Origin of the sequence: Marinoscillum furvescens DSM 4134 (assembly GCF_003386095.1) — a bacterium.
Lineage (GTDB): Bacteria > Bacteroidota > Bacteroidia > Cytophagales > Cyclobacteriaceae > Marinoscillum > Marinoscillum furvescens.
In genome coordinates, this window is sequence record NZ_QREG01000015.1 from 23,248 (window position 1) to 41,566 (window position 18,319).

The window sequence follows — 18,319 nt, forward strand, 5'->3', positions numbered from 1 at the left end:
GGGATTAATGGTCACCTCTATCTTTGGCGAAATGAACAAATTCATCCCATTTCCCACACAATCGCGGGGGGTCAGCATGGAGTTTAGGCTGTTAATTTGTCGGTAAATTCCTATTCATGCGCATAGTATTCTTTGTCTTATTTGTTGGTGTTGTCGACGTGGCACTGGGCCAAAAACGCTCCATTTCTGAAGTAGAAATATTAGGAAATATGCCTGATCGAGTACACTTTGGCAAGCAGAACGTCTCGTTGCGTTTTGTCAATGGAAGAGTGCTCAGCACGCCCAACCCGTCGGTGGAGGCTGTGGCGTTGTATCGCTATTTGCAGGATATGTCTGGCAAACTGATGCTTTCGGGGCAGATGTGGGTACCCTGGGGAATACACGAAATCGAATACATCCAAACAAAAACAGGGTATAAGCCCGCAATAGCGGGCTTTGATTACATCAACGAACCCTCCAATGCGCTGGAAACGCAGCGAGCTATTGACTACTGGCGAGGAGGAGGTATTGTCACCTTCATGTGGCATGCGGGTGCGCCTGGAATAGGCGAAGGGTATGAAAACAGTAAGGCTACCATCGATATCGATCGTTGTTTTATAGAGGGGACGGAAGAATATGAGGATTTTTGGGGCGATCTGAAGCGAATAGGTGACTGGCTGCAAAAGCTGGAAGATGCTAATGTGCCGGTGATTTGGCGGCCTTTTCATGAGCTAGACGGTCATTGGTTTTGGTGGAGTAAGCAAGGGCCAGAGCGGTTTAAACTCCTATGGACGACCATGTATGACTACCTTGTGAATGAACGTGGGCTTTCTAACCTGATTTGGACACTATGCTACACTGCCACCCCGGACTCCAGCTGGTACCCGGGAGATGACTATGTGGATATCGCAGGGGCAGACACGTATGACAACCTGGATGACTCGCATGCGGGTATGTACCATGCAGTGGTAGAGGCTGTTGGTCAGGCTGATTTTCCAATTGCGTTTCATGAGACGGGAAATTTGCCACAGCCAGAGGAGTGTATCGTGGATGGAGCGATGTGGTCGTGGTGGATGGTCTGGCATACCGACTGGCTTACTCAGGTAGATGAGGACTACCTGAAGTATAACTACCAACATCACCTGGTAGTCACACACGATGAGCTGCCAGATATTGTAAGCGAATATGGCTGGGATGCAGCCTGTGAGGTGCCGGAGATTCAGGCTTATGTGAAAATAGGGGATGGTGACTGGGAAGAAAGCAATCGGATTGCGCTCAATGTAGGAGAACAAGTGAGTTTTCGCGTTGCTACTGATGACGCAGGCAGCTGGGATTGGAATGGCTATGGGACCAGCACGGCAGACCAGTCTCAGCTAGAACAAACCGTAACCATGGACAAGCTTGGCGTAGCCAAGGCTACATTCACATCGACTTGCGGGGTTACTTACACCCAGACCTTTCATGTCACCAATGCATTACCCAACCAACCGGTCTTATCCATTAATTCCATGCCTATGGTATACCCTACTGAAATGTACGACCATGTCACTGTTGCAGGAGAAAAGCCTGTGGACTTTATACTGCTAGATGCAAGAGGAGTGGAGGTGCTGTCAATCCAGGTGAAAGAGCAGCGTCAGGTAGACGTCTCGCATTTGATATCTGGAAGCTACTTTGCTGTATTGAGAGGCGCTTCCAACCGGGTAGTACGCTTAATTAAAAAATAAAAGCCACAAACAATCCATCGGTTGTTTGTGGCTTTAAAGATCGAGCCTAATGCTCTGCTAGACTACTTTGATCAGGTAATAATTCTTTTTGCCCTTTTGAGCAAGGAGGTATTTGTCCTGCAAGAGTTCGTGAGTTACTTTGTCCTCTGCAGACCCTAGCTTTTGTTTGTTGATGCTCACACCACCACCTTTTATCATGCGTCTGGCTTCTCCTTTGCTGGAGAATACCATTCCACCGGTGAGTTCGCTGAGTAAGTCCGTCACATTTTCGGCGCCTGCCAACTGATCTTTGGAGATCTCCGCCTGAGGTACTCCATCAAATACCTGAAGCAATGTTTTTTCATCTAGTGATGCCAAATCTTCTGTGGTACTTTTTCCAAAGAGAATCGAAGATGCTTTCTGAGCCATTTCCAGATCTTCCTTTGAGTGCACCATTACGGTGATTTCCTCTGCCAGCCGTTTTTGCAAAGCACGAGCGTGTGGTGCTTCACGGTGGGTGGCGATCAGGCTTTCTATTTCTTCTTTTTCCAGGAAAGTGAAGATTTTAATGTATTTCTCCGCGTCTTCATCAGATGTGTTGAGCCAGTACTGGTAAAACTGGTATGGGCTGGTACGCTCTGCATCGAGCCAGATGTTTCCTCCTTCCGTTTTGCCAAACTTGGTGCCATCGGCCTTGGTAATGAGTGGGCAGGTGAGTGCATATGCTTTACCACCGCCTATACGTCGAATAAGTTCTGTGCCCGTGGTGATGTTGCCCCACTGATCACTTCCACCCATCTGCAGGGTACAATCCGCCTCTTTATATAAGTGTAAAAAGTCATACCCTTGTACCAACTGATAGGTAAACTCCGTAAAGCTCATTCCTTCTGATGCTTCCGAAGACAGGCGTTTCTTCACCGAGTCTTTTGCCATCATGTAGTTGACCGTGATGTGCTTGCCTACGTCCCTGATAAAGCCGAGGAATGAAAACTCTTTCATCCAGTCGTAGTTATTCACCAGTTTGGCGGCATTCGGGGCGTCCGAGTCAAAATCTAAAAACCTGGACAACTGTTCTTTGATCGATTCTTGATTGTGCCGTAAAGTCTTTTCATCGAGTAGGTTCCGCTCAGCAGATTTTCCAGAAGGATCGCCAATCATACCCGTGGCGCCACCTATGAGCGCATAGGGCTTGTGACCACACTCCTGAAAATGCTTGAGCATCATGACGCCCACCAGGTGACCAATGTGCAGGGAGTCGGCCGTAGGGTCTATGCCCACATAGGCTGCACGCATGCTTTCCATTAGGTGCTCTGCTGTGTCTGGCATGATGTCCTGAATCATACCCCTCCATTGTAGTTCTGCTACGAAATCTTTCATTGGTCTATATGGTTACACTTATTTGGTGGCGCAAAAATAGACGGACAGGAACAAACCGCATGATCCAACCTGATTTTTTTACCGTATAGGTTCCCCTAAAAGAAATTTTATGTAACCGTACAGTATACGTTTAAAGTTTTTCCTAATTTTCCGTTCGATCTAATTACGGTTTACCCAATTTTGTTGGTGCCCCGTTTATCATTTCCTAAACACTCAAAGACATGGAATTTAAGTTTGCCAAAAGTGGCGATATCGAGCGCGTAGTACTCATTGATGGGGAAGAAGTATTGATGGCTGTTGCGCCTCAGTTTGGAGCAAAGGTGACCCAACTACACCTGCAGGTAGCTGATGCTTACCATAGTGTGCTATGGCCTGCGTCTGATGCCGATCTGCTAGCCAATGATTGGTACAAACAGAGCATTTTATTTCCATACCCAAACCGTCTACGTGATGGGAAATACACATTTGAGGGGGAGGAGTTCCAGTTTCCGATCAATGAACCTGCAACGAACAACCAACTCCATGGTATGGTCTACAATTCATCCTTTGAGGTAGTAGATACCACCGCTTCGCCATCAGAGGCGTCTCTAAAACTGGTACATGAATATGATGGTGGTTTAGACTACTACCCATTCCCTTTTCGCCTAAGCGTTACTTATACGCATACCAAGTCAGATTTTAAGGTCTTGTTTGAGCTGGAAAATACCGGTAATAGAACCCTTCCTTATGGACTGGGTTGGCACCCATATTTTCAGTTTAATGGAGAAAGCATCAATAACTGCACGTTCATCTGTGATGGATTGGAACAAGTGGTGCTGGCCGACAGGTCGCTGCCCAATGGTGAGCGCAAGCTTCGGGATGCCAATGATTTTGTGCTGGCCGAGCACGAGCTCGATCATGCCTATCAGATCAAAGGAGCCAACCGGTCCTACACATTAGCAAATGGTACTATTAAGCTGGACTTTGAAGTAAGTGAAGCTATGGATTATTTGCAGTTGTTTACCCCTCCGGGTCGAGCAGCGGTGGCTGTTGAGCCCATGACTTGCAATGTTAATGCCTTTGAGAATGGCGAGGGCCTGAAAATACTAGCTGCTGGTGATTCGGTGAAGGAGAAGGTTTGCCTGAAATTAGTTGGTAAATAGTTGCACTTAACTAAGAATATTTGGGTGAAGTTGGGGTAAATGTTAATTTATTCTAATAAACACGTAATTCTTACGCATATTGGATCGTTGTTTGTGGTGAAAAGGACATTGTCACATTTAGCGGGCATTTTGCCGCTATAACCTAACACTATGTTGAAAAACAAACGATTCCTAACGATTGCAAGCATCGTCGTGCTTTGCATTGTTCTCTATTTTTCATTTGGATCTGCCGGCGGAGTTGCTACTTCAGAACTGTTGGCCACTGTAAAGCAAGGCGAATTTGTAGTGGATGTTACCACTACAGGGGAGCTGGAAGCCAAAAACTCAACCCGGATAATGGGCCCAACTGGGCTGCGCAATTACCACATTTGGAACGTTACCATTCAAGATATTATTGAAGAGGGCGTTTTTGTAAAGAAAGGCGACTATGTAGCCAAACTAGATCCCTCTGAGCTCTCCACCAAAATAGGCGAAGCGGAGTTGCGTCTGGACGAACGCGAATCTCGCTACATTCAAACGCAGCTGGACACTACATTGGAAATGCGTCAGGAGCGAGACAAGCTCATCAATCTCAAATATGCGGTAGAGGAGAAAGAACTGATATTGGAGCAGTCGCAGTATGAACCGCCTGCTTCTATCAAACAGGCAGAAATAGAGCTGCAAAAAGCGAAGCGCGCCCTGTCTCAAGCCATCGAAAACCTGGACATCAAACGTCGGCAAAACGTAGCCAAGATGCAGCAGGCCTATGCCAGCAGACAAAAGCAACGCAATGAACTACAAGGACTCCTGGACCTGCGTAAGCAGTTTGTGGTGAAAGCACCCGAGGACGGTATGCTCATTTACCTTAAAGGCTATAGAGGAAGTCAGATTCAAAAAGGCAGTCAGATAAGCGCGTGGGATCCTGCTGTGGCTACCTTGCCAGACCTGTCTGAAATGAACTCTATCACTTATGTAAATGAAGTGGACATTCGCCGTATTGCCATTGGTCAACAGGTGGAGATTGGGTTGGATGCTTTTCCAGAAAAACGACTGACGGGAAAGGTTACCAAAGTGGCCAATGTAGGCGAACAGCGACCCAACTCAGACGCCAAGGTGTTTCAGGTAATCGTGGAGATCGATAAAATAGACGAAACACTACGCCCCGGAATGACTACCAGCAATACGATCCTTACCAATGTGGAAGAAGAGACGCTCTTTGTGCCGCTGGAGTGTTTGCACAATCACCTCGACTCCATCACCTATGTGTACCGCAAAAGCGGAATAGGCTATAGCAAACAAGAAGTACAGGTCGGACTCACCAATGCCAATGAAGCTCAAATACTGGCAGGCCTAAAGGCTGGTGAGTCGGTGTACCTTAGCGTGCCCAATGGTGGCTATGAAGCGGTAAACTTGCTGCCAGAGCTCAATGGAAAACGCAATCAGAAAACACAGCATGAGGCTAAGCCAAAGCCTAAACCGATGCGGGCAAAAGGTGCTGGTAAGAAAAAGCAGGCATTATGAATCAGAAGTTGCTGATGAATTTTGTCATTGCCGTGGAAGCGGTGATGGCCAACAGGATGCGCTCCATACTTACGGGATTGGGAATCATTTTTGGCGTAGCTGCCGTGATCGCCATGCTAGCCATAGGAAACGGAGCACAACAGGAAATACTCGAGCAAATCAAGCTCGTAGGAGTCAACAATATTGTTATAAAACCTGTGGTCAAACAATCCGAAGAAAAGCTGGAGGAAGAGGAGGAGGAAGAAGCTTCCAAAGCTGAGCGTTTCTCTCCAGGACTTTCTACAGCTGACCGGGAAGCCATAGCAGACATAGTGCCTGGAGTGCAGGTGCTCAGCCCAGAAATCACGCTGGATACCTATATCATCAACAATGGCATACGGCGCTCAGCCAAACTCGTAGGAGTGGAGCCTGGGTATTTTGAAGTGTTCAACTTTGAGTTGGAGCGTGGAGACATGTTTTCGGCCTACCACCTTCAGCATGGGGAGCCCGTTTGTGTGATTGGGAAGTCTATCAAAACCAAGTTTTTCCCCACGGAAGACCCTATCGGAAAATACATCAAGTGTGGTAATAACTGGCTCAAGGTAATTGGCATCCTGAAAGAACGACTCATTAGCACCAACAGTATTTCGAATCTGGGTATTCGCGATTATAATATGGACGTGTACATCCCTATTCAGTCTATGCTGATCCGCTACAAAAACAGAGGGTTGATCACCAAAGAGCTTTTGCGCAAAGCCAATTCACGCGGGGGCAGCAACAACAATAATAACTCGAACGATCGGGTGGTGAACTACCACCAGCTGGACCGCCTGGTGGTACAGGTAGCAGAGACTGAAAAGATAAATGCAACTGCCGATGTGATCAGCAGAATGCTGCAGCGCAGACATTACGATGTGGTAGACTTTGAAATCGAAATCCCCGAACTGCTACTGAAGCAGCAGCAGCGCACCAATGATATTTTTAATTATGTGCTGGGCGCTATTGCGGGTATTTCATTGCTCGTAGGTGGTATAGGAATCATGAACATTATGCTGGCCTCCGTGCTCGAGCGCATCAAGGAAATAGGGCTCCGCCTGTCGCTTGGCGCAAAAAAGCTGGACATCATTAGTCAGTTTCTCTTTGAGGCCATGATGATCAGCGTAACGGGAGGGCTAATCGGTGTGGTGCTTGGAGTAGCCATTGCCCTGCTGGTAAGTGCTGTGGCTGATATACCTACGGTGGTGACGTTTACCTCCATCATTCTTTCCTTCGGTGTGGCTGCCGGAGTGGGGCTCATATTCGGTATAGCTCCAGCTAAAAAAGCTGCTTCACAAGACCCAATCCAATCTTTACGTTATGAATAGATATTTGCTTTTGCTGGCTGCAATGATCCTGGCTACAGGTTCGCTTTTTGCCCAGCTTACACTCATCGATGTAATCGAACAAGCCAAAGCCCAATCACCCATGGCTAAGGCTGCAGAGACACGGAAAAAGAATAGCTATTGGGAGTACCGCAGATTTCGGGCGGATTATAATCCCACCCTACAACTCTATGGTAATTTACCCGGGTACAATCGAGATTTTTTCGAAAACCGACTCGATGATGGTCAAATCGATTTTCAAAGCCGGCAGCAGATTTCCTCAGCGCTGAGCCTCGGACTTTTTCAGCCTATTGCTCTCACAGGAGGGAATATTAGTGTCAATAGCCGGGTCAATCAGTTTAATGATCTTTCGCAAGACCTCACGCGCTACAATACCACTCTTTTCAATATTGAATTGGAGCAGCCCGTTTTTGGCTTCAACAACCTTAAATGGGATAAACGGACTGAACCTTTAAGATATGAAGAGTCCAAAAGGTCTTTTGTAGAAGAAATGGAGTCCATTTCCAAAGAGGCTACGCGGCGGTATTTTGATTACCTGGATGCTCAGATCAACCTGCAAATAGCGGAGTTTAACCTGGCTAACAATGACACGATCTACCGCATCGAGGAAGGACGGTACAATATCGGTAAAACCACCCGTGACAAACTGCTCCAGGTAGAATTGCAACTGTTGCAATCACGCCAGGATGTCACGCAGGCTCAGCTGGACATGCAGACGTCCCGCTTGTCCTTGCGTAGATACATCGGTTTGCAGGATTCTAGCAATGTGAAACTGGAGCTGGTCATGCCGGCTGAGCTTCCGAAATTCGCCATTCCACTAAGTGATGCACTGACCTATGCCAAGCAAAACCGATCAGACTACCTGGCCTACGAGCGACGAAAAATTGAAGCCAATCGAGATGTGGCTCGGGCCAAATCACAGCGTTTCCGAACTGAAATACAAGCATCCTTCGGACTCAATGACGCAGAGCCAGTGCTTTCAGAGACTTATAGTCAGCCCAATCAGCAACAGCGCCTCAATGTGACTTTGAGTATGCCGGTACTGGACTGGGGACGAAGTAAAGCACGCGTACAAACAGCCCTCGCCAATCAGGAGCTGGCGAGCTATTCATTGGCTCAGGACATACAAAACTTTGAGCAGGAGATTATGACATTGGTGAGCAGGTTTGAGGTGTTGAGGCTGCAGGTGGAGATCACCAAAAAGTCTGATGAAGTGGCTCAGGAGCGCTATTTGGTAACCCAAAATCGGTACCTGATTGGGAAGATAGATATTACGAATCTCAACATAGCACTGAAAGAAAAGGACAGTGCCAAACGCAACTACATCCGTGCGCTTCGTGAGTTTTGGATAGCCTATTTCGACTTACGCAGGCTTACGCTGTATGATTTTCTTAATGATGAGTTGCTGTACCAGCAGGAGGGGTAATAGCCAGACGTGAGACATAAGACAATAGGCAGACGCAAAATTTAATAGGCAGTTGGCAAAAAGGCAAGAGTTTAGATGGAAGGCATTAGATCCAATAGGCAATAGGGAGACGCTAGACTTCAGACATAAGACAATAACATTGAGCAATAGGCAAAATTCAACAGGCAGTATGCAAAAAGCAGTAGGCAAACAGGCTTAAGTGATAGTTGTAAGAGATTAGATAAAAGACAAAAGACTGATGTTCTTCGCCCAAGTTGGTCTTGTGACCAACATGTCAGGTTAGCATCCGTCAAAATGCTATTGGTGACAACACCAATAGCGGCGGGTGGATTCAATAGACAATGGACAAAAAAGCAGTAGGCAAGACATTAGATAAAAGACACGAGAAAAGGCAATATGCAAAATGCAGTAGGCAGTAGCTGGACGAAAGACAATAGATCCAATAGGCAATAGGGAGACGCTAGACATAAGACGAAAGACAACAGACAGTAGTCATTGAGCAATAGGCAAAATTCAACAGGCAGTATGCAAAAAGCAATAGGCGACCGGGGAAGAAGTCATCTTTCACCCATTTTGGTCTTGTGACCAACAGGCTTGATTTCCCGGTAGCTGTCAAAAAGTTGTTGGTGACAACACCAACAACGGCGGTTAGCACAATTTACCACCAGTTAGCCCGTATCTCATTAGGAAATTGAAAAGTGGGATGTAAATAAAAAGGACCATCGCCGGGCGATGGTCCTTTTTTTAGATCTTTACCTTAAAATCGTCTATTGAAGACGCAGGACTTCAATGCGGCGGTTAAGCTCACGGCCATTTTCTTCATCGTCGTTAGAAGCTAATGGCACCTCTTCACCATAGCCTTTCGCTACCAATCGATCTTTCGAAATTCCTTTCTTTGCCAACCAATTGACAACTGCTTCAGCTCTGCGTACAGACATCCATTCATTTGCTTGTTTTGGGCCAATATTGTCGGTATGTCCGGCGATTTCAATGCGAATAGACTCATTGGATTTCATCATTTCATAGATGCGATTGAGCACCTCTTCTGAGTCTTTCTTCAGTGTACTTGTACCGAAATCAAAGTAAATGTTTGAAGCAATCACCTTGTTTCTACGGCGGTATTTGCTGGCCAGCATGGAGATGTCGTCTATACCATTTGTGGGTGTTTTGTAGTTGTTGGTTTTAGACTGCTCATCATCGGTTGATGGTTGCGCTTTTGTGTCAGACTTGAGGGTTTCTGTGCTTGCGAGGTTTTTGGTTGCTGTTTCATCTACTGGGGCAGTATCTTCTGCAGTAGCGAGTTGAGGTTCTTCTTTCAGAAATACTTCCCAGTCCGCAGTAATGGCTGCAGATGCATCTTCTGCAATGATGAGTTCGTCTAGCAATACCTGCTCTCCCATATAGTTAATCAAAATTGTATATGTCGAGCCCGCTACGAGTTTGAGGGAGTAGCTGCCCTCCTCGATACTTTCACGGTAAGACTTTTGGGTGTAGTCTACAGGACGAAAGGAAATAGTACCAGTCTGTAATGGTGCCCCAGACCCAGCGGAAGTGATTTGCCCACTCACTGCGATGTTGGCACCAGCTTCAAAACGTTTTAGGGTGTTTTCCGATTGAAGCATTAGATATTGCGTTTCCGCTACAATCTGCGGGCTTTTGTATTCATCAGTAGCCAGGAATGTCTTCCATGCTTCCATTCCTTCGGTGGGGTTGCCCCTGAGGTAGTGGATGCGTCCCAGCCAGTAATGGAAAAAATAGTCAGCTTCTTCCTCATATTTGAGATAATCATTTAATTCTATCTCAGCAGGGGTGCCCGACATGAGATGACTTAGTATAAGACGATAATTTACATCCTGATATTCAGGGTTAGCCGCGTATGCCTGTTCAAAGAAATCAACAGCCTTTTGAAATTCTTCATTGTATAGCGCCTTCATCCCCTGTTTGTATGCCTTTTCAGCCTCCTGGCCAGTACTAAGCAAAAACATAAAAAGGCATAAGACGGTGGCGAGCGGTTTCAATCCGATCATTCGTTAGGTTATGTTTGGTTGACTTACAATAATATGAATTTATCTAATAAGCATCACTGTTTTATGGGCTAAAAACACACCTTGATTTGTATTTTAATGATGTGAGTGAAATGTAAGATAATTGACGATAGGTGCTAGACATTAGATCCAACAGGCAATAGGCAAAAGCAGTAGGCAAGCAAGACTTCCGCCCATGTTGGTCTTGTGACCAACATGTAAGTAACCTCTGTCAAAATGCTATTGGAGGCAACAAGTCCTTAAATAGGCAAAAAGCAATATGCAAAGAGAAGTAGGCTAGACATAATACAGTAGACAAAAGACATTAGATCCAATAGGCAATAGGCAAAAAGCAGTAGGCAAGCAAGACTTCCGCCCATGTTGGTCTTGTGACCAGCGTGCCTAGCCATTACCTTCAGAATTTATTTTACAGTGATGCGGTAGGAGATGGAAGCTTCCGGGTTTTTGGCTTCACGCAAAGTACCTATCAGTTGGAGGCGCTCCCACAGAAGTAGTTTCGTGCCAATATTAATATTACGAGAGTCGTATTCGGCAATGAGGCTCAACCACGGAGCCTGGCTAAGCGCAAGGTCCACTGCGCCAAACACACCAAGCAATTCATAGTGTTTGGCATTGAAAAAATCAGCTCCATAGCCAGCGTGTATACCTGCTTTGATTGGTCCTGCTTCGATGGTCTTGCTAGCAACCGCATAGGAAGCTGCAAAGTGTCTGGCCTTCCCTCCTTTTACCGAAGAAAAGTCATGGAGCCCTACAGCAATGGCCGGTAGATAGTCATGTTCTTTGATGAGACGCACTCTTGCGCTGGGCATACGGTCAGGGAAGTTGCTATTCTCTGGTAATATCTTGCGCATTTGCCCGGTGTACCGAAAGGTGAGTTCCGCAAATGGTAAAAAGGTCAAGGATACAAAGCCTGCCAGTGCATTGTATTCGTACTTACCATATTCCAGGTACTCATTTTGGAAAAAGCTCCCGCCAACGGCGATGGTTTTGTCATCCAGGAAATAAGCGGAAGGGGTGACAAGTAGTCCTCCCGGACCGGTCGCGGATTGTCCCAATGCACCAGGGCAAAGCGCTATCAGAAAAACGATCAGAACTGCTAATCTTTGCATAGCAATTAGCTGGCTACTGCACGCCGCGCCGTATCCAATGATTCAAATTTCGAGTTGCGACTGATAAACTCTGGCACAATTTCTTTGAGCATGCCCACCATACCAGTAAGGTCATGGTTTTCCAGGCGCTCATTGAGGCGAGCGATTTGGGCCATCAGTTGGTCTACATTCACATCACGTACTTTGGCTTTCATTATTTTCTCATGATGCGTAGGGAGCGTGTTTTCTTCGTTGGCCAACAACTCTTCGTAAAGTTTTTCACCTGGTCTCAGTCCTGTCACGGCGATTTTGATATCCTCATTTTCCACCAAACCTGATAATTTGATCATTTTACGAGCCAGGTCAATGATTTTGACGGGCTGACCCATGTCGAAGACGAATATTTCGCCACCTGTACCCATAGATCCAGCTTCAAGCACAAGGCTACAGGCTTCGGCTATGGTCATAAAATAACGGGTGATTTCCTCATGAGTAACCGTAAGTGGACCTCCTTGAGCGATTTGCTTGCGGAACAAAGGAATTACCGATCCATTGGAGCCCAGTACATTGCCAAATCGAGTAATGATAAACTGAGTTTTGTTGTGTGGCTCAGCATTCAATGCTTGTGTATACATCTCTGCCACACGCTTGGTGGTGCCCATCACGTTGGTCGGGTTGATGGCCTTGTCGGTGGAGACCATCACAAATTTCTCTACATTGTAAAATTGGGCCAGGTCGGCAATGCATTTCGTGCCCATTACGTTGGTGTCTACGGCTTCAAAAGCATTGAGCTCCATTAGCGGCACGTGCTTGTAAGCGGCGGCATGAAATACCACGTCTGGACGGAATGTCGAAAACAATCGTTTCATTCGTCGCAGATTGGTGACATCACCTATTACCGTGGTAAAGCGTGGATCACGTCCTTTAAATTCTTTTTGTAGCGCAATTTCCAATTCATGGCAGGGGCTTTCGGCCTGGTCCAGGATGATTACATGCTCGGGGTTGTAGTGCAATACCTGGCGAACGATTTCACTGCCTATGGACCCTGCACCTCCTGTGACTAGCACTGTTTTGCCAGACAGCTCATTGGATACGTGTTCATTACTTAGAGAAATCTCACCACGCCCTAGTAGGTCTTCGATGCGTACCGGGCGGATCTGACGTGCTCTGAGTTCACCACCAATCCATTGGCTAAACGGTGGCACTTCTTTTATTTCTACATTTTGCTGTAGGCAGTGCTCGATTACCTCTTTCTTGTGGGGATGAGGTACGTCATTGTTGGAGATTATAAGCTGGCTGATATTGTATTTCTTGATGAAGTCAGTCTCCAATACCTTGAGGGCATTGAATACAGGCACGCCTTCCAGCCTTTTACCCACCATACTTGAATTGTCATCGATGAAGCCAAACACTTTCGTTTTACCTCCATTTCCCAGGGTGTTGCGCGTCATGATGCCTGAGTGGCCAGCACCATAGATGAGTACGCGGGTTTTCATCTGAGAGTAGTTGTTGAGAAAGCTGGCGTACGTAGCCTTGACCACCAAGCGGAATGCTGCCATGAAAAAAGTGGCTAGCAAAAACTGGATGATCATTATGGACTTGGATACCAATAGTGTGCCCGAATAGCCCAAAACCTGATGAGCCATATATGAGCAGAATACCATGCAGGCTACAGCTACACTGGAAGCAATAACGATGCGCTGAATGTCTAATAAGGAGGCATGACGCACCACGCCGGTATAGGACTTGAAGGCATAAAATGCCAACGCATAAATGCCCATGGTGATAAATGCATGCCATGCAAAGTGATCTTCAATTCGTGACAATTCAAAGTTGAATCGAAGGGTGGCGGCTAGCAGAAAACTACAAAAGACTACTGTGAGGTCGATAAAAAAGACAACCCAGACAGCCAAATGTTTCATGGAGAGATAGTTAATCAAATTCTTCTTCATGGTTAGGTGGCGGTACTCGCAGTTACATTTTATTTCGGTGATATATGAACTGATCTAATGAGGCTGGACGGTAAATATACAATTGTGATTGATAAGGTCTAAAGAATAATTAGAATTTTCGATGGATTTGTTGGATTTTAGAAATGTGTGTGATAACGTAATTGAATGGAGAATTGAATAGGCAATAGGCAAAGAGCAATAGGCAAGACTTAAGACGCGAGACAATAGATCCAATAGGCAATAGGCAAAGAACAATAAGCAAGATTTTAGACACTAGATCCAATAGGCAGTAAGCAATAGCAGTAGGCAAGATTTTAGATATTAGACTTTACATAATTGGACCAAAGACAATAAGCAAAAGCCAATGGGTAATAAATGGTCAATCCGAAAACCTGGGGAGTATTGGGAATTCGTTCAATTTGCAAATCAATAAAAACTTGATATGCTGAATCTAACAGTATCATTGTAAATTAATTTTTTAAACTGGCCTTGAAGGAAATGCGTAAAGAATTCTGATACTGTAGGACGGTTATAAAAACATACTGTTTGAAGACCGACAGAGGAGGGCAAGTTTATGTTTTTCCGGCCTCAATATCAGAATTTAGTCATTTTTTTCACAGCCTTGATTTTTTTGCTTCGTTTTTGGATCAAGCCAAAAATGAAGAGCCCGCCCGGCTAAAGGGCACAACGAGTAATTCTGACAGAAAAATCGAAGAAAGATGCAATCTCCCTACAGAATTATTGCTTGAGCCACCAAAAAAGGCAACAGTTAGCAAACGAAGAAGCAGTTATCGTGCCTGCTTGCCACGCCGATAGGCGGGCCTGCCGGAGGCATGGTCGAAGGGTAAGACTGCTGGAAGATCCAGTAGGCAGTAGGCAAAGGGCAGTATGCTCGGCGAAGATAAACCTTGGAGGTTTTCAAAACCTCCAAGGTTTGGTGATGGAGGGATTAACACACCTCTTGCCGGGCGCCCCATGCTGGGCGCCTATTGAAGTACGTATAGACACACCCCTTTGTCCCCTCTCAAGAGGGGAGTTGATTGTGCAAGGTTCGACGATATTGATGGGTTTTGGTATGAAGAGTGGTGATGAACAATTGGCTATTTCCTCCAGAGCGGATCAATGTCATCTTAATCTAGATTACCTGTAAGCTAGAAGTAAACAAACTAACTATGCACTCATGTTCCCCTCTTAAGAGGGGCTAGGGGTGTGTTGGCGGTATGAAATAAAACCACTATCTTTCATCAACACTACCCCACTTACCGTGTGAGAAGAAAGATTATTCCTTACAAACCTCACCTTAAAGAATTGGCCAGGTCGATTCGCAATAACAGCACTAAATCGGAGATCATGCTGTGGAGATACCTGAAGGGGAAGCAGATGAAAGGATATGACTTTCATCGACAGAAACCGCTGCTCAATTATATCGCCGATTTTTATTGTGCTGAACTGTCTCTGGTAATAGAACTGGATGGGTACTCACATACTTTTGAGGAGGTACAAGAAAGGGATCGGATTAAGGAGGAGGAGCTTGCATCAGTTGGGGTAAAGGTTCTTAGGTTTGAGGATAAGGAGGTGTTTAAGGATATTCGAAATGTCTTGCGGACCATTGAGGGGTATATTGAGGAATATGAACATACACATCATTAGTCGGGCGCACCTGGTCGGGCACCCCTGGCCGGGCGCCTATTGCAGGACGTATTAACACACCCCTTTTATTCCCCTCTCAAGAGGGGAGTGGGAGCGTAGAAAATAGGTGTTCGCTATAATAGGCAGTAGGCAAAGGGTAATAGGCAAGACTTATAGACACTAGACTTTAGACGTTAGACTACCGTGTAAGGGCAATAGGCAAATTTTACGCCCCTGTTGGTCTTGTGACCAACAGGATGTAATTTCTGGTAGTAACCCAATAGGCAGTAGGCAAAGAGCAATAGGCAAGACTTGAGACAATAGACAAAAGACATAAGATTCAATAAGCAAAGAGGATTAGCAAACGGGGAAGCAGTCACCCTGAGCGTGCCTGCTTGCCACGCCGATAGGCGGGCCTGCCGTAGGCATGGTCGAAGGGTAAGACTGCTGGAAGATCCAATAGGCAGAGGTCAAAGAGCAGTATGCTCGGCGAAGATAAACCCTGGAGGTTTTCAAAATCTCAAAGGTTTGGTGATGTTGGAACCTTCCTGTTGCTATGCCTTTATTTTGATTCGAAAACTTTAAATCGAACTATTTTGATGTAGGCATAAATCAAACTTACTGCTAAAAACAACCCGATCGCGAAAAGCCAGGAGTTTTGCTGTGTGGTGATGCTCCATAGGATGATGGCATTGATAGCGAGCTGTAGGAAGGCATAGCCCAGACTTACTACCCGGTGGTCGATGCGTTTTTCGTTGGCCAGGAGCTGGTAAAGATGCAGCCGGTGTGGCTCAAAGATCTTTTCACGCTTAATCAGCCGCTCGGTGATGGTGCCCACAGCATCTACGGCATAGATGAGCAAAAACAACAAGTAGCTGATTTCGCCGGTTACGAGCATAAGCTTGATAACCAAATAGCCAAGCAAAAGGGCCAGGCTAATAGCTCCCACATCGCCAGCAAAGCAAATGGCTCGCTTGCGGAAATTGAACCAGGAGAATATGACCAGGGCCAGGAGCATAAACCCTAAAAACTCCATAGGGGCAAAAGTGACCACCTGGTGGTTGACCCAGCCCAGCGATAGGAGGGTCACGCCTGCATAACACGATGTAATGCCATTGATGCCGTCCATGAAGTTGAAGGCGTTGATCCAGCCGATCAGACAGATGCCGCCAATGGCCCACAGCCACCACGGCAGCTCAGCACCCAGCTGGATGCCAGCCAGCACCACAGCACCTAAGTGGACGATCATGCGCAAGCCGGAAGGTAGGGTATACAGGTCGTCCAGAAAGCTGATGAGGGCCAGGGCCAAAAAGCCTGTAAGCAAATACGGTAGGGTGAGGGAGCCACTTTCGCCAAAAAAGGAGTATCCGGCCCATAGGATGCCAGCCATGACGAAGACGATGCCTCCACCACGCACGGGTTCATAGTCATGAGAGCTCCGGTGGTTGGGCTTGTCTACAATCTGGTAGTGCCGTGCCAAACGGATAAACAGGTACAAGCTGGCAAGCAGTAGAAGGGCGGCGATGAGGTAGGTAATCAAAGTAAGGTTGTCTTTTAGTAATGAGGCTGCAAAATAAGTGGGTATTGGATAAAAGACAATTGATTCAATAGGCAATAGGCAAGACTTAAGACGCGAGACAATAGACAAAAGATATAAGGTGCAATAGGTAAAGAGGAGTAGGCAAATGAGGAAGCAGTCATCGTGAGCCTGTCGAATGATAAGACTGCTGGAAGGTCCAGTATGAAGTAGGCAAGAGGCAGTAGGCAAAAGCAGTAGGCAAAATTCAATAGGCAGTAGGCAAGATTTTAGACACTAGACGTTAGACTACCGTAAGGGCAATAGGCAAATTTTCCGCCCCTGTTGGTCTTGTGACCAACAGGATCGATTTCATGGTAATAGGCAAAGAACAGTAGGCAGGCGAAGATAAACCTTGGAGGTTTTGAAAACCTCCAAGGTTTGGTGCAGGACGTATAGACCGACAAAGGAGGGCAAGTTTATGTTTTTCCGGCCTCAATATCAGAATTTAGTCATTTTCTTCACAGCCTTGATTTTTTTGCTTCGTTTTTGGATCAAGCCAAAAATGAAGAGCCCGCCCGGCTAAAGGGCACAACGAGTAATTCTGACAGAAAAATCGAAGAAAGATGCAATCTCCCTACAGAATTATTGCTTGAGCCACCAAAAAAGGCAATAGTTAGCAAACGAAGAAAGAATCAACGTGTCTACCCGCCGAAGGAGGGCTTGCCTCGCCTTTGGCGGGCCTGCCGTAGGCATGGTCGAATGATAAGACACTTTTGAGAAAATCAACCGGCAAAGAGCAAAAGGCAAAGCGGAGATAGACCCTGGAGGTTTTCAAAACCTCCAAGGTTTGGTGCAGGACGTATAGACACACCCCTAACCCCTCTCAAGAGGGGAATGGGAGCGTAGAAAATAGGCGCTCGATATAATATGCAATAAGAGCAATAGGCAAGACTTAGGACGCGAGACAATAGATCCAATAGGCAATAGGCAAAGGGTAATAGGCAAGACTTATAGACACTAGACTTTAGACGTTAGACTACCGTGTAAGGGCAATAGGCAAATTTTACGCCCCTGTTGGTCTTGTGACCAACAGGATGTAATTTCTGGTAGTTACCCAATAGGTAATAGGCAATAGGCAGATTAGATTTTAGATAAAAGACATTAGACCAAAGAAAATAGGTAAATGGAGAAGCAGTCATCGTGCCCGCCTGCCGGAGTTTACGCAGGCATGGTCGGTAGATTTTATCAAGCTGAGCATGTCGAAGTTTAAGACAAAATCTACTAGAATAGATAGCAAGTAAGCAAAATTCAATAGACAGTAGGCAAGACTTTAGATATTAGACCAAAGACAGTAAGCAAATTTTCCGCCCCTGTTGGTCTTGTGATCAACAGGATCGATTTCATGGTAATAGGCAAAGAACAGTAGGCAGGCGGAGATAAACCCTGGAGGTTTTGTAAACCTCCAAGGTTTGGTGCAGGACGTATAGACACACCCCTTTGTCCCCTCTCAAGAGGGGAGTTGATTGTGCATGGTTTGCCGGTATTGATGAATTTTGGTGTGCTGAGTGTTGATGAATAATTGACAATATCCTCCAGAG

General features: G+C 46.1%; 11 protein-coding genes. 6 read left to right on the plus strand and 5 right to left on the minus strand.

The annotated features are described in order from the left end of the window. Window positions 1-116: 116 nt before the first annotated feature. A complete protein-coding gene (locus C7460_RS15255) occupies window positions 117-1,703 on the plus strand; it encodes a glycosyl hydrolase (protein WP_115868990.1) in 1,587 nt (528 codons plus the stop codon). 57 nt (window positions 1,704-1,760) lie between these two features. On the opposite strand, the gene tyrS is transcribed toward C7460_RS15255, so the two are convergent. Next, window positions 1,761-3,059 (minus strand): tyrosine--tRNA ligase, encoded by a 1,299-nt coding sequence (gene tyrS, locus C7460_RS15260; RefSeq protein ID WP_115868991.1) that lies wholly within the window; start codon window positions 3,057-3,059, stop codon window positions 1,761-1,763. Window positions 3,060-3,280: 221 nt separating this feature from the next. Between tyrS and C7460_RS15265 the strand changes: the two genes are divergently transcribed. From C7460_RS15265 to C7460_RS15280, 4 genes are all read left to right on the plus strand, one after another. Beyond that, the gene (locus C7460_RS15265; protein WP_115868992.1) at window positions 3,281-4,201 is read left to right on the plus strand and encodes an aldose 1-epimerase; all 921 of its coding nucleotides are present in this window, start codon (window positions 3,281-3,283) and stop codon (window positions 4,199-4,201) included. Between the two features lie 150 nt (window positions 4,202-4,351). Next, on the plus strand, window positions 4,352-5,701 hold the full coding sequence (locus C7460_RS15270) for an efflux RND transporter periplasmic adaptor subunit (protein ID WP_115868993.1): 1,350 nt from the start codon (window positions 4,352-4,354) through the stop codon (window positions 5,699-5,701). Next, window positions 5,698-7,044 (plus strand): ABC transporter permease, encoded by a 1,347-nt coding sequence (locus C7460_RS15275; protein ID WP_115868994.1) that lies wholly within the window; start codon window positions 5,698-5,700, stop codon window positions 7,042-7,044. Before C7460_RS15270 ends, C7460_RS15275 begins: the two co-directional genes overlap by 4 nt. Continuing rightward, complete coding sequence (locus tag C7460_RS15280; protein WP_245986391.1) at window positions 7,037-8,488, plus strand: TolC family protein; 1,452 nt, start codon at window positions 7,037-7,039, stop codon at window positions 8,486-8,488. The genes C7460_RS15275 and C7460_RS15280 overlap by 8 nt, the downstream gene beginning before the upstream one ends. Window positions 8,489-9,255: 767 nt before the next feature. Here C7460_RS15280 and C7460_RS15285 read toward each other — a convergent pair. The 3 genes from C7460_RS15285 to C7460_RS15295 form a co-directional block, all read right to left on the minus strand. Continuing rightward, complete coding sequence (locus C7460_RS15285) at window positions 9,256-10,515, minus strand: OmpA family protein (protein ID WP_115868995.1); 1,260 nt, start codon at window positions 10,513-10,515, stop codon at window positions 9,256-9,258. A gap of 419 nt (window positions 10,516-10,934) precedes the next feature. After that, the gene (locus C7460_RS15290; protein ID WP_115868996.1) at window positions 10,935-11,642 is read right to left on the minus strand and encodes a YjbH domain-containing protein; all 708 of its coding nucleotides are present in this window, start codon (window positions 11,640-11,642) and stop codon (window positions 10,935-10,937) included. A gap of 5 nt (window positions 11,643-11,647) precedes the next feature. Further along, on the minus strand, window positions 11,648-13,573 hold the full coding sequence (locus tag C7460_RS15295; RefSeq protein ID WP_115868997.1) for a polysaccharide biosynthesis protein: 1,926 nt from the start codon (window positions 13,571-13,573) through the stop codon (window positions 11,648-11,650). A 1,266-nt stretch (window positions 13,574-14,839) separates the two neighbouring features. Between C7460_RS15295 and C7460_RS15305 the strand changes: the two genes are divergently transcribed. After that, on the plus strand, window positions 14,840-15,223 hold the full coding sequence (locus tag C7460_RS15305) for an endonuclease domain-containing protein (protein WP_115868999.1): 384 nt from the start codon (window positions 14,840-14,842) through the stop codon (window positions 15,221-15,223). A gap of 541 nt (window positions 15,224-15,764) precedes the next feature. Here C7460_RS15305 and C7460_RS15310 read toward each other — a convergent pair. Continuing rightward, window positions 15,765-16,817, minus strand: a complete 1,053-nt coding sequence (locus C7460_RS15310) for an MraY family glycosyltransferase (protein ID WP_115869000.1) — start codon at window positions 16,815-16,817, stop codon at window positions 15,765-15,767. Window positions 16,818-18,319: the final 1,502 nt, after the last annotated feature.

Coding starts and splice junctions, on each gene's coding strand:
- tyrS (WP_115868991.1), bottom strand. CDS start 3,059: ATGAAAGATTTCGTAGCAGAACTACAATGGAGGGGTATGATTCAGGAC.
- C7460_RS15270 (WP_115868993.1), top strand. CDS start 4,352: ATGTTGAAAAACAAACGATTCCTAACGATTGCAAGCATCGTCGTGCTT.
- C7460_RS15275 (WP_115868994.1), top strand. CDS start 5,698: ATGAATCAGAAGTTGCTGATGAATTTTGTCATTGCCGTGGAAGCGGTG.
- C7460_RS15295 (WP_115868997.1), bottom strand. CDS start 13,573: ATGAAGAAGAATTTGATTAACTATCTCTCCATGAAACATTTGGCTGTC.
- C7460_RS15290 (WP_115868996.1), bottom strand. CDS start 11,642: ATGCAAAGATTAGCAGTTCTGATCGTTTTTCTGATAGCGCTTTGCCCT.
- C7460_RS15285 (WP_115868995.1), bottom strand. CDS start 10,515: ATGATCGGATTGAAACCGCTCGCCACCGTCTTATGCCTTTTTATGTTT.
- C7460_RS15280 (WP_245986391.1), top strand. CDS start 7,037: ATGAATAGATATTTGCTTTTGCTGGCTGCAATGATCCTGGCTACAGGT.
- C7460_RS15265 (WP_115868992.1), top strand. CDS start 3,281: ATGGAATTTAAGTTTGCCAAAAGTGGCGATATCGAGCGCGTAGTACTC.
- C7460_RS15255 (WP_115868990.1), top strand. CDS start 117: ATGCGCATAGTATTCTTTGTCTTATTTGTTGGTGTTGTCGACGTGGCA.